12 protein-coding genes are annotated in these 16089 nt (G+C 35.8%); 1 reads left to right on the forward strand and 11 read right to left on the reverse strand.

From position 1 onward, the window contains the following. Positions 1 to 198: 198 nt before the first annotated feature. The 6 genes from rpoN to V7S79_RS08760 all read right to left on the reverse strand — a co-directional run bounded on the left by rpoN (position 199) and on the right by V7S79_RS08760 (position 6798). Complete coding sequence (rpoN, locus tag V7S79_RS08735) at positions 199 to 1641, reverse strand: RNA polymerase factor sigma-54 (RefSeq protein ID WP_459490197.1); 1443 nt, start codon at positions 1639 to 1641, stop codon at positions 199 to 201. Positions 1642 to 1827: 186 nt separating this feature from the next. Beyond that, positions 1828 to 3180: an argininosuccinate lyase gene (gene argH, locus V7S79_RS08740; RefSeq protein ID WP_459490198.1), complete on the reverse strand. Its 1353-nt coding sequence runs from the start codon at positions 3178 to 3180 to the stop codon at positions 1828 to 1830. Between the two features lies 1 nt (position 3181). Further along, complete coding sequence (locus V7S79_RS08745; protein WP_459490199.1) at positions 3182 to 4273, reverse strand: M20 family metallo-hydrolase; 1092 nt, start codon at positions 4271 to 4273, stop codon at positions 3182 to 3184. Beyond that, on the reverse strand, positions 4273 to 5052 hold the full coding sequence (argB, locus tag V7S79_RS08750) for an acetylglutamate kinase (protein ID WP_459490200.1): 780 nt from the start codon (positions 5050 to 5052) through the stop codon (positions 4273 to 4275). Before argB ends, V7S79_RS08745 begins: the two co-directional genes overlap by 1 nt. A 9-nt stretch (positions 5053 to 5061) precedes the next feature. Then, positions 5062 to 6036 (reverse strand): Rossmann-fold NAD(P)-binding domain-containing protein, encoded by a 975-nt coding sequence (locus tag V7S79_RS08755; RefSeq protein ID WP_459490201.1) that lies wholly within the window; start codon positions 6034 to 6036, stop codon positions 5062 to 5064. Positions 6037 to 6249: 213 nt separating this feature from the next. Continuing rightward, a complete protein-coding gene (locus tag V7S79_RS08760) occupies positions 6250 to 6798 on the reverse strand; it encodes a GNAT family N-acetyltransferase (RefSeq protein WP_459490202.1) in 549 nt (182 codons plus the stop codon). A gap of 147 nt (positions 6799 to 6945) precedes the next feature. Here V7S79_RS08760 and V7S79_RS08765 point away from each other — a divergent pair, with 147 nt between their 5' ends. Continuing rightward, positions 6946 to 9549 (forward strand): TonB-dependent receptor, encoded by a 2604-nt coding sequence (locus V7S79_RS08765; RefSeq protein ID WP_459490203.1) that lies wholly within the window; start codon positions 6946 to 6948, stop codon positions 9547 to 9549. An 89-nt stretch (positions 9550 to 9638) separates the two neighbouring features. Here V7S79_RS08765 and V7S79_RS08770 read toward each other — a convergent pair whose 3' ends face one another. The 5 genes from V7S79_RS08770 to V7S79_RS08790 form a co-directional block, all read right to left on the reverse strand. Next, complete coding sequence (locus V7S79_RS08770) at positions 9639 to 12071, reverse strand: TonB-dependent receptor (RefSeq protein ID WP_459490204.1); 2433 nt, start codon at positions 12069 to 12071, stop codon at positions 9639 to 9641. A gap of 400 nt (positions 12072 to 12471) precedes the next feature. Beyond that, positions 12472 to 12999 carry a YfiT family bacillithiol transferase gene (locus V7S79_RS08775; RefSeq protein WP_459490205.1) on the reverse strand — a complete coding sequence of 176 codons (528 nt, stop codon included), beginning with the start codon at positions 12997 to 12999 and terminating at the stop codon, positions 12472 to 12474. 3 nt (positions 13000 to 13002) lie between these two features. Next, entirely contained in the window at positions 13003 to 14715 is a 1713-nt protein-coding gene (locus V7S79_RS08780; RefSeq protein WP_459490206.1) for a D-alanine--D-alanine ligase family protein, read from the reverse strand. 12 nt (positions 14716 to 14727) lie between these two features. Beyond that, positions 14728 to 14976, reverse strand: a complete 249-nt coding sequence (locus tag V7S79_RS08785; protein ID WP_459490207.1) for a NifU family protein — start codon at positions 14974 to 14976, stop codon at positions 14728 to 14730. Positions 14977 to 14984: 8 nt separating this feature from the next. Further along, a complete protein-coding gene (locus V7S79_RS08790) occupies positions 14985 to 16067 on the reverse strand; it encodes an Mrp/NBP35 family ATP-binding protein (RefSeq protein WP_459490208.1) in 1083 nt (360 codons plus the stop codon). Between the last annotated feature and the right edge of the window lie 22 nt (positions 16068 to 16089).

Here is a 16089-nt window from a genome sequence, read left to right on the forward strand (position 1 = left end):
TAGAATTCGATTAATACGGATTTGAATTTGACATTGAACTACAAATTCAATTAAAAGTACATACTCGGCACAGTTTGAATTTGATTTTGACATTGAACTACAAGTTCAATTAATAGTACACACTCGGCACAGCCGAGCGCGTTTCTTTTAACCTCTTACCTCTTACCTCTTACCTCTTACCTCTTACCTCTTACCTCTCTAAACTCCTCTTCTCAATCTAGCAATCGGTATACCCAGTTGTTCGCGGTATTTGGCAACGGTACGTCTTTTAACAGTGAATCCTTTTTCTGCCAACAATTGTTCCAATTCTTCATCAGAATGAGGGTCATTGGGGTTCTCATTTTCTATGATTTCTCTTAGGATATTTTTCAATTCTCGGGTGCTGAAATCTTCACCTGATTCGTGAGTTATACCTTCTGAAAAGAAATATTTCAGAGGATAAATGCCAAAATCGGTTTGAACTGATTTGGCAGAAACCACTCTTGAAACCGTGGAAATGTCCATTTCTATCATGGAGGCAATTTCTTTCATTTTCAAGGGTTTCAAATTTGCATCGTCGCCAGTCAAGAAAAAATCATATTGCAAGGAAACAATGCTTTGCATGGTTTTGAGTAATGTTGCTTGCCTTTGCTGTATTGCCTGTATGAACCAAGAGGCCGAATCCAATTTATGTTTGATAAATGTAACGGCTTCTTTGATTTCTTTCTTCTCTTTTCCACCTTTCTCATAGGTTTGAAGCATTTCTTGAAAGGAACGAGAAACTTTTAATTCAGGGGCATTTTTGCCGTTCAATTTTATTTCTAGCTTTCCTGCATTGTTGGTAACAATGAAATCTGCTTGCAAATAAGGTGCAATTTCTCCTTCTGAGCTACCTCCAGGTTTGGGATTTAATTTAGTTATGATGGAAATGATTTTTTTGAAGTCTTTTTCCTCCAAATTCATTTTTTGTTGAATCACAGCAAAATGTTTTTTGGAAAATTCATCAAAATATTTTTCGATGAGTATTAGGGCTTTTTTATTTACCTCTTGCTCTAAATCTCTTCTCTGTAATTGAAGAAGCAAGCATTCTTGTAAATCGCGTGCGCCAATTCCAGCTGGGTCCAATTGTTGAACCATTTTTAAAACAGATTCAACTTCCTGATAATCCGTGTTGAAATCTTGTGTGAATGCCAAATCGTTAACGATACTTTCAATATTTCTGCGTAAATACCCGTCATTTTCTAAAGAGCCAATCAATTGTTCTGCAATGATTTCCTCTCTTTTGGTTTTTACCACAAAGCCAATTTGCATCAAAAGATATTCTTCTGCACTTGGGACCGTCGCCATTGGGCGCTCTTTACTTTCCTCATTAGGATCATAGGAATCACCCGCCATTTTGTAACCTGAGTAATCATCTTGTAAATAATCCCCAATTTCTAATTCTTCACGCTCAAGATCTTCAATGGTTTCTCGCTCATTTGACTCATTCTCTTCAAAGGGGTCATTATCTACTCCTTCCTCCAAGGCAGGATTATCCTCTAATTCCTCTTCTATTCTAGCAGAAAGCTCAGCAGTAGGTATCTGCAACAATTTCACAAATTGAATTTGTTGAGGCGATAATCGCTGTTGTTGAGAAATTTTAATGGATAAACCACTTTTCATACTTTGTTAATTATCGGTTATGAGAAGAGAGAAAAGAGAAGAGAGGAAAGAGAAAAGAGAAAAGAGAAAAGAGAAAAGAGAAAAGAGAAAAGAGAAAAGAGAAAAGAGAAAAGAGAAAACCTCTTACCTCTTACCTCTTACCTATTACCTATTACCTCTTACCTCTTACCTTTTACCTATTACCTCTTACCTCTTACCTCCTACATCATACCTCATCAGCGCTTTTTCTACTTTTTCAAATCCAAATTTTGCCCAAACCGTATTTTTTTGATCTTGAATTTGAGACAAACCTAAATTTCCAATACTTCCTAAATGGGTATGGTTTAATTGTCTGCTTGAGCCATCAAAATCACCGTCTTGGATCATTTTGCCCACCTTTTGGTAAGCCTCCCTGAAAGGCATACCTTCTACCACTAAATTATTGACCGCTTCGACACTGAATAAAAGATCATATTTCGAAACATTCAATAAGTCTTTTTTGATTTTCATGTGCGTTGCCATGTAATGCGTTATTTCTAAGGCATCTTTTATTTCATCAATGGCAGGCATTAAAAGTTCTTTGGTCAACTGAAATTCTCTGTGATAACCAGAAGGCAAATTGCTCATTAGCAATTGTAATTGATTGGGCAAAGCTTTCAATTTATTGGTCTTTCCTCTCAATAATTCCGCCACATCTGGATTCTTTTTATGGGGCATAATTGAACTTCCTGTGGTTAATGTGTCAGGTAATTCAATGAATGCAAAGTTTTGAGAATTGTATAAACAAACGTCCATTGCTAAACGACTGATGGTAGACGCAATTTGACTAATCGCTGTTAAAACAAAAAACTCCGTTTTTCCTCTTGATAATTGAGCATTGACCACATTGACATGTGGAGCTTCAAAGCCTAATAAATCCGTTGTTAATTGTCTATCCAAAGGGAAAGAAGAACCATATCCAGCACCTGAACCCAATGGATTTTTATTTGCCAAACGGAATGCTGCTTCTAATAATTCTAAATCCTCTACCAAACTTTCCGCATAAGCACCAAACCATAACCCAAATGAAGAGGGCATGGCAATTTGTAAGTGAGTATAACCGGGTAATAAATCGTTTTTATGTAATTCACTTTTGACTAATAATAAGTCAAAAAGCTTCTCTACAGCTGCGGCGATTTTTTGAATTTCAGCCCGCATAAAAAGCTTTAAATCCACCAAAACTTGATCATTTCTTGATCTTCCTGCATGAATTTTTTTGCCTAAATCACCCAATTTTTGAGTTAGTAACCATTCGATTTGAGAATGAACATCTTCCATTCCTTCTTCTATTTCAAATTCCCCTTGATCGATTTTTGCTAAAATGTTTTTTAATTCGATTAATAATGGCTCAAGTTCTTCTTTTATTAATATTCCCACTTTTTCTAACATGGTAATATGAGCCATGGATCCAATCGCATCGTATCTAGCTAATTGCAAATCATACATTGGGTCATTTCCAATGGTGAATTGATCAATTCTAGCATCTGTTGTTTGATTTTCTTTTTGCCAAATTTTTGCCACTTTATTTAGAATTTAATGGGTAAAACTTCTTCGTTTCTAATAATAATTGTAGGTAAGTTTGAATGCCTTGTTTCAATTCTTCCAAATATATAAATTCATCTGCCGTGTGAGATCTGCCTGAGTGCCCTGGTCCAATTTTTACGGATGGACAATTCAATAAAGACTGATCTGATAAAGTAGGAGATCCAAACAATTCAATTTTCAATGTTTTTGCGGCCTTTACAACAGGATGACTTTCTTCCATTTTGCTCGAATTTAAGCGCAAAGATCGGGGAGTTAATTCTGCTTTTACCAAAGATTGTAATTCTTCCACGACTTCCGATAAAGTGTAACACTCATTCACCCGGCAGTCGATGGTAAACTGACAAACATCAGGCACGACATTGTGTTGTTTACCTGCCTCTATGATTGTAACAGTTGCTTTTACGGGTCCTAAAGTAGGAGAGACCTTTTCAAACGTATGATTTTTGATGGTTAAGATGTCCTCCATTGCCAAGTAAATGGCATTGATTCCTTCATTTCTTGCAGCATGTCCAGCTTTTCCAATGGATTTTGCATCGATGACAACAAGTCCTTTTTCAGCAATTGCCATTTGACAATCTGTCGGTTCACCAACAATGGCCCAATCTATTTTTGGAAAATTTTCCTCTTTTAATAATGCTTCAATGCCATTTTTGCCAGAAATCTCTTCTTCAGCAGTCGCTGCTATTACGAGATTAAAAGGAAGATCTTTGGCATCATACAATTCACAAAAAGTGATTATTAGGCAAACCAAACTTGCCCCGGCATCATTGGAGCCCAAGCCAAATAATTTGTTTTCCACTTCAGTAGGAGTGAATGGGTCAAAGGTCCATGAGACATTGGGCTTGACTGTATCGTGGTGTGAATTTAGTAAAACGCTTGGTTTTGAGGGATCAAAATACTTGTTTATTGCCCAAACGTTGTTTAGGAAACAATGAAAAGGGATTTGTTTTTTCTGAAAAAAATCTTGAATGATTTGTGAAGTACCACTTTCTTCTTTGCTAAAAGAAACTTGGGCTATTAATTGACTTAATAGTTCTTTTGCATCAAGAAATAGCTTTTCTGTAATCATTATGCTTTTAAAGTTGTCCCTTTGGAAGGGAATTTTACATTTTTTGCATGCGTAATTTGAACCTCATGAACTCCTTTGGAAATCGCATTAAGCGCATTTTCTAATTTGGGAATCATGCCTGCTGAAACAATACCCTCTTTTTTTAATGCTTCAAATGTTTCGCGATTTATGCTGTTTATGACAGAATCATCATTTTCTGGGTCCATTAGAACACCTTGTTTTTCAAAACAGTAAATCAAATTCACTTGATAAAATTCGCTCAATGCAATGGCTAAGGCTTGCGCCATGGTATCCGCATTTGTATTCAAGAGTTGACCTTCTTTATTTGCGGTAATGGGTGCAAAAACCGGATGGTAGCCCAACTGAATCAATTGACTCAGTGCTTGTCCATTGATTTTTTCGATATCTCCCACAAAACCATAATCAATGGGTTCAGGATTTCTTTTTTTGCTTATTACCAATTGCCCATCGGGACCAGAAAGTCCAAGCGCATTTTTACCTTTACTTTGCAATTGAGCTACAATCGATTTATTGATCCAGCCCGCATAAACCATACTCACAATCCGCAAACTTGCTTCATCTGTTACTCTTCTTCCCTCAATCATTTGACTCTCAATGCCTAACTCCTTAGCCATTTCAGTGGCAATTTTTCCTCCTCCATGTACTAAAAGGCTAAAGCCTTCTATGGAAGCAAAATCCTGTAAGAATTGTTCCAATTGAGGCGCATTATCAATGACATTCCCACCAATTTTTATAACATTTAATATAGGTTTTTGCATATTGGTTAATTAAAAAAGATAGGGACTTTCCTTTTTCATTTGGGATAAAAGAATTTCTTTGATCACTGTTTGCGCAGCCCAAACTCTATTTCCAGCCTGTTGAATCACGATGGAATGTTCAGAATCTAACACAGCATCTTCCACCACCACATTTCTTCTAACAGGTAAACAATGCATAAATTTAGCATCATTGGTTAATTTCATTTTTTCCATACTAACCATCCAAGCAGGGTCAGAATTCAATATTTTGCCATAATCTTCATACGAAGACCAATTTTTGGCATAAATAAAATCGGCACCTTCAAATGCTTCTTTTGGATCGTAGCAAATTTTAGCATTTCCCGAAAATTCCGGAGCTAATTCATACCCTTTTGGGTGAGCAATGGTAAAGTCGACATCCGCATAATTCATCCATTCTGCGAACGAATTGGGTACGCATTGGGGTAAAGCTTTAACATGGGGTGCCCAAGTTAAAACCACTTTTGGACGATCCACTTTTTTGTACTCTTGAATAGTAATTAAATCTGTTAGAGACTGTAATGGATGTCTCGTTGCAGATTCAAGACTAACAATTGGTTTACCAGTATATTTGATAAATTGGTTTAACACTTTTTCCGAATAATCCTCTTCTCTGTTCAATAAACCAGGGAAACTTCTTACTCCAACAATGTCACAATATTGTCCAATGACCGCTGCAGCTTCACTGATGTGTTCTGCTTTGTCACCGTTCATTATTACACCTTCATTCATTTCCAATTGCCAAGAATCTGCTCCAACATTCATGACCATCACATCCATTCCTAGATTTTGCGCGGCTTTCTGTGTCGAAAGACGGGTACGAAGGCTAGAATTGAAAAACAATAAACCCATGGTCTTGTGTTTTCCCAAAGTGCGATCTGAGTTAGGTGATTTTTTCATCAAGAGAGCTTCTTTTACTAAGTTCTCTAAATTGTAGGCATCTTTAACAGAAGTGAAATTGTACATAAATAGATATGCCTTTTGGCATGTTGTTTTTATAATTTAGCAAAATTACCAAAAGTCTTAGGATTGGAAAGATTTTTGAGGAAATAGTTTTGGCAAGTGAAAAGAGAAAAGAGAAAAGAGAAAAGTGAAAAGAGAAAACAGTCTTACCTCTTACCTCTTACCTCTTACCTCTTACCTCTTACCTCTTACCTCTTACCTCTTACCTCTAACCTCTTACCTCAATTTCTTTTCCCAACAAACCAAAGGCATTACCTCTTCGACGAAAATTTCTCTGGTGCCTGTTTTCTCGAAACCATTTTTTATTAGGACTTTTTGGGAACCTTGATTTTCAAGGGGCGTTTCGGCTGTTATAAACTGAAGATCTTTATCTTGAGAAGCCCATTGAATTAAATAGGTAACAGCTTCTGTTGCGATACCTAAATGGCGGTATTTCTGATCAATCACGTAGCCAATTTCTGTTTTTCCTTGATCATTTGGCAAGCCTGAAAAACCAATTCCCCCCACAGAGCAGGATTTTTCTAAGAATTTAATTTCCCAATTTGTGTACCAGAAAAAATCCAAGGGGAATTTGTGTGTCATAGGAAGCCAAAAATTGATCAATGCTTGATTGGTTTCATCTTCATAAAACTTTTCAGCCAACCAGGGGTTAGGTTTTAAATTCAACGATTTTTCTAAGCCTTCACGTCCTTGTTTATTCCATATTTGGAGCAAAGAATGATCCAAAGGAATAAGTTCGAGTCGAGGAGTTTTGATTGAAATCATTTTGTGGATTCTGTAATAGTCTTGAATTGAACTACAAAATAGAGGTTTTGGTCGCAAAAAAAGAAATTATATATTGATAAGACTGAATTTTGTGTCGGTTTTAAATTTGAATCAAAGAATTCATTCTTACTAATTACCAAAATAAATATGAAAAAATTATTCCTTTTATTATCCGTCCTAAGTATCAATTTGTCTTTATTCGCTCAGATTCCTGGCGGATTTGGTGCTGCACCTAAAAAAGAAGCAGTCATTCCTGGAACTGCACAAGCTGCTCCTAAAGGATCGGCAAAAATTGTAGGATATTTGTTAGACTCATTGGATAGCAAACCTGTTGATTTTGCTTCAGTAGCCTTAATCAATAAAACGACGAATCGCCCGGTAGATGGAGCTCAAGCTGATCAAGTGGGTAAATTTGTTATCAATAAAGTAGCTGTCGGTTCTTATAAATTGGTTATTTCATTTATTGGTTACGAGAGTAAAACAATTTTGGTGGAAGTGGCTTCAAAAAATGATGATCACGATTTGGGAGTAATTAAAATGCAGCCAAGTACTAAAATGTTGCAAGAGGTAACGGTAGAAGGTCAACGTGCCTTGATTGAGGAAAAGGTAGATAGAACGGTATATAATGCGGAAAAAGATCAAACAAACCGTGGGGGAGACGCAACAGATGTGTTGAAAAAGGTACCTATGTTGTCTGTCGATTTAGACGGTAATCCATCCTTGAGAGGAAGTACGAATGTGAAAGTTTTAATCAACAATAAACCTTCTACGATCATGGCATCAAGCATTACAGATGCTTTGAAGCAAATTCCAGCGGATATGATTAAAACAGTGGAGGTAATTACATCGCCATCAGCTAAATACGATGCAGAAGGTTCTGCGGGAATCATTAACATTGTTACTAAGAAAAATACCTTACAAGGTTTGACTTTATCATTTGATTCTAGTGCTGGTATTCGTGGATCTAATTTATCATTAAATGGTAATTTTAGAAATAAAACTTGGGGATTGTCATTAGGAGGATTTGGAAGAACAGAATACAATGTTAATGGGAAATTTGAGAGCACTCAAAAAACTATTTCTAATGGAGTTGAAACTGTCAATCTTCAATCTGCTGAATCTAGACGTCAAGGATTATTTGGAAATTATCAATTGGGATTTGACTGGGATATTAATAAGCGTAACTCTATTACGTCCAATGTTCGTTTTGGATTAAGAAACGGAAATAACTGGCAGGATGGTTTAAGTCAAACGAGAAACAATGTGTTGACTAGTTTAAGAAATACGAATTCATTGGATCAATCGGCCAATGTGGATATCAATGTTGATTATACAAGAACTTTTGAAAAGGCTCAAAAAGAATTTTCCATTTTGTCGATGTATAGTAGAAACAACAGAGCTAATGATTTTTACAATCAGGTGATGAATCCAAAATCAACGATGAGTGAGATAATTCAATCCTTGAAAAATGAAAACCTTTCTTACAATCAAGAGGCTACGTTCCAGATGGATTACCAAACACCGATCAATAAAATGTCGATGATCGAATTTGGGGCAAAAATTATTTCTAGAGAAGTTACTTCAGATTACCAATCCTTTCAGGCTGGATCAGATGGCGTTTATCAGAAAGTCAATTTAGCTTCATTACCAAGTAACGTTTTCGATTATAATCAAAATATTTGGGGAACTTATGGTTCTTATACTTTAACAACTAAAAATAAATGGAGCATTAAGGCGGGAGGACGTTTTGAGCACACAGATATTACAGCAGATTTTAAAAATAAAGAATCGAATCAAAATACAGTTATTCCATCTTATGGAGTATTTGTTCCAAGTTTGAATTTTTCTAAATCATTTAAATCAGGTACATGGCGTTTTAGCTTTAATCGCCGTATTCAACGCCCAGGAATTGAGAACTTAAATCCTAACGTAAATGCAACGAATCCTTTGAATATTTCAGTAGGTAACCCTAATTTGGCTCCTGAATACACCAATAATTACGAAGTTTCATACAGTAAATTTGTTAAGCAAACCTATATTTCTTCTTCCTTTTTCGTGAGAAATACAACGGGTGCGATCAGTAGAATTCGTCAAGTGATTGGAGATGTTATCAAGACTACTTCAATGAACATTGGAAATGAAGATGCTTATGGATGGAACCTTAATTTGAATGTGAATTTGTCCAATAAATTGATGTTAGGTGGAGGCGGCGATTTGTCTTATATGGTTTTAGCTAACAACAATCCAGATCCATTATTGAATGCTAAAAATGAAGGTTTGCAATCAAATTTTAGAATTTTCAGTAATTATAACATTGGAAATGGCTGGGGCGCTCAAGTATTTTCTTTTTATCGAGTTAACCAAGTTCAATTGCAAGGCTCACAAGGTGGATTTGGAATGTATAGCTTGAGTTTCAAGAAAGACTTTAAAAACAAAAAAGGAAGTATTGGATTTGGGGCAGAGAATTTCTTAACTCCGAATGGTTTTGTGATGCGTAATGAAACCAAAACTGCTACCTTATATCAATTGTCTGAGAATACCATGCGAAACATGAATTTCAAAATTAATTTCTCTTACCGTATTGGAAAAATGAGTTTTGGACCAACTAAGAAAAAGAAATCTGTTTCTAACGACGACACAAAAGATGGTGGTGATGCTACCCCAGCACCTGCAGCTCAACCTATGATGATGCCTGGAATGGGCGGTGGTCGTATGGGTGGAGGAGGCGGAGGCTTCGGCGGTCCGAGATAGAAATTTTGATGTATGATGTATGATGTATGATGTAAAACTCTTTGTTTTTCTTACCTCTTACATCATACATCATACATCATACATCTTTTCTATTTTTTCACCCTATTCTTCTCATCTTCCAATCCCGTACTTCTTTGTCTTTCGCTTTTGATTAAGCTATTTCCAAATCGATAGGCAAAGTTGATTCTGAAAACTCTAGAGTCATTTTTAGGTCGAACAATGACGTCTAGGTCAGCATATTTAATCGTTACTTCTGGATTACTTGTGTAGAGAATATCTTGTGCATTCAATCGAAGTGTAGCTCGTTTGTTCATCATTGTTTTTTGAATTCCCACATTCAATGCTCCGCCTGCACCAAAAACAAAGGCACTTTCTAGTCCTCCTGAAAAATAATTTCCACCAATTTCAAATTTATATTCTTTGGGTAAAGTGAAAGTATGATTAGTAGCAATGTAAAACATGTTTTTTGTTGTATTGATGGGATTACTTGCCAGCTTTCCAATTAATTGTGCTTGATTGATGAAAATATCTGTATTGCTAGTCCACCAATTTTTAATCGGAATAGGTAATGAAAATCCGAGGCTATACGTAGTTCTTTGGGCTAAATTGGCGGTTGTTTGGTAGGTTCTCCTCGTTTCTGTGTCTTGTTTTAATAATTGCGTGATGACTTGGTCAGTTACGCTATATCCCAATGTCGTTGAAATGCCTCCTTGATAGGTATGGCTTAGTTCAAACGAATTGGTTAATTGAGGCATTAATAGTGGATTTCCTACGTTGTAAGTATAATTATCGATATAAAAGACAAATGGATTTAAATCTGAATAACCTGGTCGGTCGATTCTTCTAGAATAATTAAAGCCCAAACTATGGTTTTTTCCAGCATCATATTGTAAAAATGCACTTGGGAAAAGTTGTGCATAATTTCGATGAAAGGATGAATCTGGTTGATTGATATAGGCTTTCGAAGTACCATTTGCAATAGTTATTTCACCTCTTAAACCTAATTGGTAGCTAAATTTTCCAATCTTTCTTTCTGAGTTGATGTATCCAGCGTGAATTTGTTCCGAATAAATAAATCGATTCGCCTGCTCTGCTAAAAAATTATAATTGTTTTCGTATTCTGTTTTTCCTCTGAATTGCAAATCATTGTCAGTTTTTACATAAGATGATTTAATTCCTAATCCCCATTTTGCTTTCCAAAAGCTAGGAATTGAATAGTCTGCCTTTAATGAATATTGATCGATATTCGACAAAGAATTGACTCGGATGATGGTATCAGGAATGATTTTAGTGAAATCGCCATACATATAGGAAGCGATATAGTCATTTTGATTATCGTAATTGAATTTAGCATAATCTAAATCTACCGTTATTTCTCTGCCAGTTGTATCAAAACTATGCTTGAAATTGAAATTAGTTGCATAATTGTAATTTGGCATTTGGAAAGAGTTATAAGTATTGGTTCTGGTTAATACTTTGCCTGCATCATTGGATTGCACTGTTTCGTTTAATCCATTATTCAGTTTATCTAATGTATAAGCGCCTGATAGTAATATTCCAAATGTTGTTTTGGTCGAATAATACCAATCGACCCCTGTTTTGATTTGTGCATTTTGATTTTTGTTGGGGTAGCTAAAATGTTGTTCAAATTGTTCTTTTTGAGCAGGAAACCTTCTTAATAAATAATTTTTTTCCATCATGGGTCTTGATCCTGCAGATGCATTTCCAAATACATTCCAAGCATTTTTTCTATAATTCAAATTTAAACCAAGTGCTTCTCGGGCATAAAATCCTTGTGCATAGGTGATATTGGCTGATCCATTCATCCCAATATTGGCATTCTTTTTTAGTTTGATATTGATTAGGCCACCTGTTCCGGCCGCATCGTATCTAGAGGAAGGATTCGACATGATTTCTAATTGTGAAATTTGATCAGCAGGTAGGTTTCGTAAATAATTAGCTAATTCAGCGCCAGTTAAATAAGATATTTTGCCATCAATCAATACTTTGGCGCCAGATTTACCTTTGATACTAATGTTTCCATCTTTATCGACTATAATCCCAGATGACCGCTCTAGAAGTTCTAATGTAGTGTTTCCTGCAGCCAATGCCGAATTCTCTACATTAACGATGGTTTTATCTAATTTTCGTTCAATCAAAGGTTTGGCAGCACTGACTTTTACTTCTTGTAAAATTGTAGTTGAATTGTTCAAAATAATATCTCCCCAATCGAGTTGACTGATTGGACTTATTTCTACTGATTTAATTTCTTTTGCAGAAAACCCAGTTGCTTGAATTTTAAAATTGAATTGTCCAGCTGGAATTTTTTCAGCTTTGAAAAACCCATTTTCATCACTTATAAAGCCTTTTATGCTAGTTGAATCTGTTGATTTTTTGATTAGAATCGTTGCAAATGGAATAGCTTGTTTTTGATTATCCTTAACATGGAAACTGATGCTATTTTGGGCTTGTGAATTAAATAGGATAATTGATAAAAATAGTAAACTGAAAATTACTTTCATTGGGCGGATTGAATAAAAGGGATAATTAAAATTCATAAGATGTATTTCAAAATAAAAGGTTGCATTATTTTGAAACAAAAGTATTTGATGTACTTTGTATTACATAGTACCTTGTGACGAGTGGTGAATATTCGTTACAAACGATAGGTGAGCGTATTTGTGGAAATCGATAGAGAAAATCAATAATCCGATACAAAATATCAGTTTTTAATTAGTTGATTTAATTTTTATTATTTAGGGGGTATGTGGCCCCTTTCCCCCTGCAATTTATGTGTTTAAAAGTTCAGTTGTTTGATGATTTTACTGTTTTGAATGATGCGTTCCTTTCATAGGACCAATGGATGAAATGTAGAACATATTTCATTTAAATTTTTATCAAAATATTCAATAAAGTGATTTATTAAGCTTGAAGGATGATTTCTAAATGTGCCAAATGATGCATAGAATGCCAGGCGTAAATTCCCAATACACGATCAAGCGGGTAAGTAATTCCCCTTGTTGGATGAAAATAGGTTTTTTCCCAGTCCTCTTCTTGCAAAGTATTTAGTAAATAGACCCATCTTGCATGAAGCCCTTGGATTCCCAAAATCGACATTTCAATAGGAGCTTGCTGACCATCACTTAAAATTGCATAAGCATTTTCATTATAATCCTTTATTTCTGGATTTTCTCCTTCTGTTAAGGCTGCTTTAATACGAACATAGCAATGAATATGACTATCAAATAAATGGTGGATAACCTGACGGGCTGTCCAACTTCCTTCTCTGTAGGGTGTTTCTAGCTGTTTTTCTGTCAATTGACCAGCAACATCTTGTAATTTTTTAGGGAAATCACCTAGAATATTTATCCACTCTGTACGGATTTCTTTAGTGATAACTTCTGGTGCAGCAAATCGGCCTATGGGGTATTGGAGTGGGTTGATTTCCATGAATTATACGTTAGAAATAGTGAAAAAGTTAGTAATACTTGCAGCATTTTGTCGAGTATTGGCAATCAAAGGGTGAACTCCTTTTTTAATGGTTTCCATCATCTCTTTTGCAGAGTCTTTGGATAGTTGAGCCATATTAAGCGTATACTCCACTTCACCTTCCTCTACTTCCATGGGTGTTGTTACTTTAAATTGAATATTACCCAAAGCGGCTAATTCGTTCGCTTTCATTTTTGCCTTTTGAAAACTTAATTCTAAAGCCTCTTCGTTTTCGCCTGAAATTTCAATGTTTATGCAATCTTTGGAGCGTTTCTCTTCTAAAACACTTTCAATCTGATGATCTAGTTTTTCCAACAATAAGCGGAAAGCATGGTAATTCTTACCCGATCTCATTCGTTCCCTAACAGATTGACGGATAAAATAAGTTAGCGAGTCTGTTACATTCAAGCCAATTTCAGCCATTTGCTTGAAGATCAAAGAACTCGGCGACATCCCCGGAATAGTGTTAGGGTCATGAAGCACTACTTGTCCTTCCGAGGTTAAAAAGCCATCAATTCGGGTACAAACACCAAATCCAAGATCTTCAAAGGCTTTTTTAACTTGTGTTTGAATTTCGTGTAAGTGCGGAAGTGTCGCGTCCATAGGAATTCGTTTCCGAGTAGCTTTGGATTTATATTTTGCATTGAAATCGAAGACCTCAATGCTTTCATCTATCACTATTTCTGTAGGAGGTAAGGCAACAGCCTCGCCTTTTGGGGTTTGGATGACTCCACAACTAAATTCATTTCCATTGACAAAAGATTCCAATAAAATCGCATCTTCGGAATGGACAGATTGAATACTTGCTTTCGTAACTGTTTGCTGGAAATAGGCTTCTAAATCAAAAAGTAAATCACTCGGATGAAGATATATTTTCTTTTGAAATACTACTGGAAAACCAATTCCTTCATCCAAATTAACCATTTTTTGAAGAAGCGTTATTTTATCTTCTTGCGAAAATTGTAACCAACTTTCACGGTATATTTCTTGACAAAATAGACATTTTTTGATGGCTTGATCAAAATCTTCCAATGAATCTTTTTTTACAAATGCCAATCCGATGGAAGATCCTTGGTGTGGCGCTTTTGCAACAAATGGAATGCCTATTTCTTTTTTTATTTGTTCAAATAAGGTTTCTCGACCATATTTTTCGTAATCGTCTCTTTGTAAAACAAAATATTTCTTCTCTAACCCAACGCTTTTTTGAAGCCATTCATTTTGTTTCGATTTATCAATTCCAATGGCTGATCCTAAGATACTCGGACCAGAATAAGGAATTCCATACCATTCTAATAATCCTTGAATGCTTCCATCTTCACAACCAGGACCATGCATAGCAATGAAGGCGAAATCGAAATAAGTTGAAAATTCTTCTGGACTTATTCTTTGCCCTATGCTTGCAATTATTTGGGAATAATCTTCCTTAGAAAGTTCATCTAATGATTCAATATAAACGGAAAATGGAGCTTTTTGATAGGAGGTAGGTGGATAGAAATCTCTGATTGATTCTTGAAAAAGTAATTCTTCTTTGATCAATATAAAATTCCCCAATCCATCTACAAACACAGGTATAGGTTGAAAAAGGGCTTTATTGATGTGAGCCATCGCTGTTTTACCACCAGCAAAACTGATTTCTCTTTCTCTAGCAGGGCCTCCAAAAAATATTCCTATGCGCATATGTAAGCTGTTTTAAAATCTTTGACTAACATCTTCTACCGAAGAAACTTCAGGTACTTCTCTACGAATGGCTTCCTCAACGCCAGCCTTGAAAGTCATGGCAGACATATTGCACGATTTACAAGCACCCAATAAATTGAGTCGAAGAATATTTTCATCTGTAATTTCCACAATTTCCACATTTCCACCATCGGCAATCAGATAAGGCCTGATGCTATCTAATGCAGATTGAATTTTTGTATACAAAGGATGATTTTCCATTTTACTTATTAATTGTTGGGTGCTTTGGAATTGGTAATCGCAATTTGTTGAGCTAAATTTTCAGCGATATTTTTAAAAGCAGTGGCACTTGGACTTTCCGCAGATGCAATAGGTTTGCCTTCATCTCCTGCTTCTCTGATGGCTTGAATAAGTGGAACTTCTCCTAAAAATGGCACTTTGTATTTGTCAGCCAATGATTTACCCCCATCTTTTCCAAACAAGTAATATTTATTGTCAGGTAATTCCTCTGGGGTAAAATAGGCCATATTCTCAACTAAGCCTAAAATAGGGACATTGATCCCTGCTTGTTTGAAAAATTGTAATCCTTTAGTCGCATCTGAAAGAGCTACTTTTTGTGGAGTTGTAACAATTACCGCACCTGTCAATTTGATTAATTGAACCAAGGTTAAATGTATATCTGACGTTCCTGGAGGTAAATCGATTAACAAATAATCTAATTCATCCCAATTGGTATCTCCAAAAAACTGACGAAGCGCCTGGGTCATCATTGGACCTCTCCAAGGCACAGGACTTTCCGTGGGAGCTAAAAAGCCCATAGAAATCATTTTAATCCCGTATTGTAAAATTGGCTGAATTCTATTTTTACCATTTACTTCTTGAACCAAAGGTTGCATATCCTCAGCACCAAACATAACAGGAATAGACGGGCCAGATATATCCGCATCTAAAATTCCCACTTTAGCTCCTGAATTTTTCAAGGCCATGGCTAGGTTGGCAGTAACGGTCGATTTTCCAACTCCTCCTTTGCCGGAGGCCACAGCTATGACATTTTTTACTCCAGGAATCAATGGATCACTTTGTTGCAAACTAGTCACTTCAGCCGTCATATTGATAACAATTTTCAAATCTGGATGAACCAAATTTTTAATTGCATTTTCACAATCTTGACGGATTTTTTCTTTCAACGGGCAAGCGGGTGTGGTTAAAACCACTGTAAATCGCACTTCGCCTACTCCTAATTCAATATCTTTAATCATTCCCAAGCTGACCAAATCTTTTTTAAGATCAGGTTCTTGAACAGTACTCAAGGCGCCAAGAATGATTTCTTTAGTTACACTTAATTCTCCCATATTCGATTTTTCCTTTCAAACC

Source organism: Aquirufa sp. ROCK-SH2, assembly GCF_054558315.1.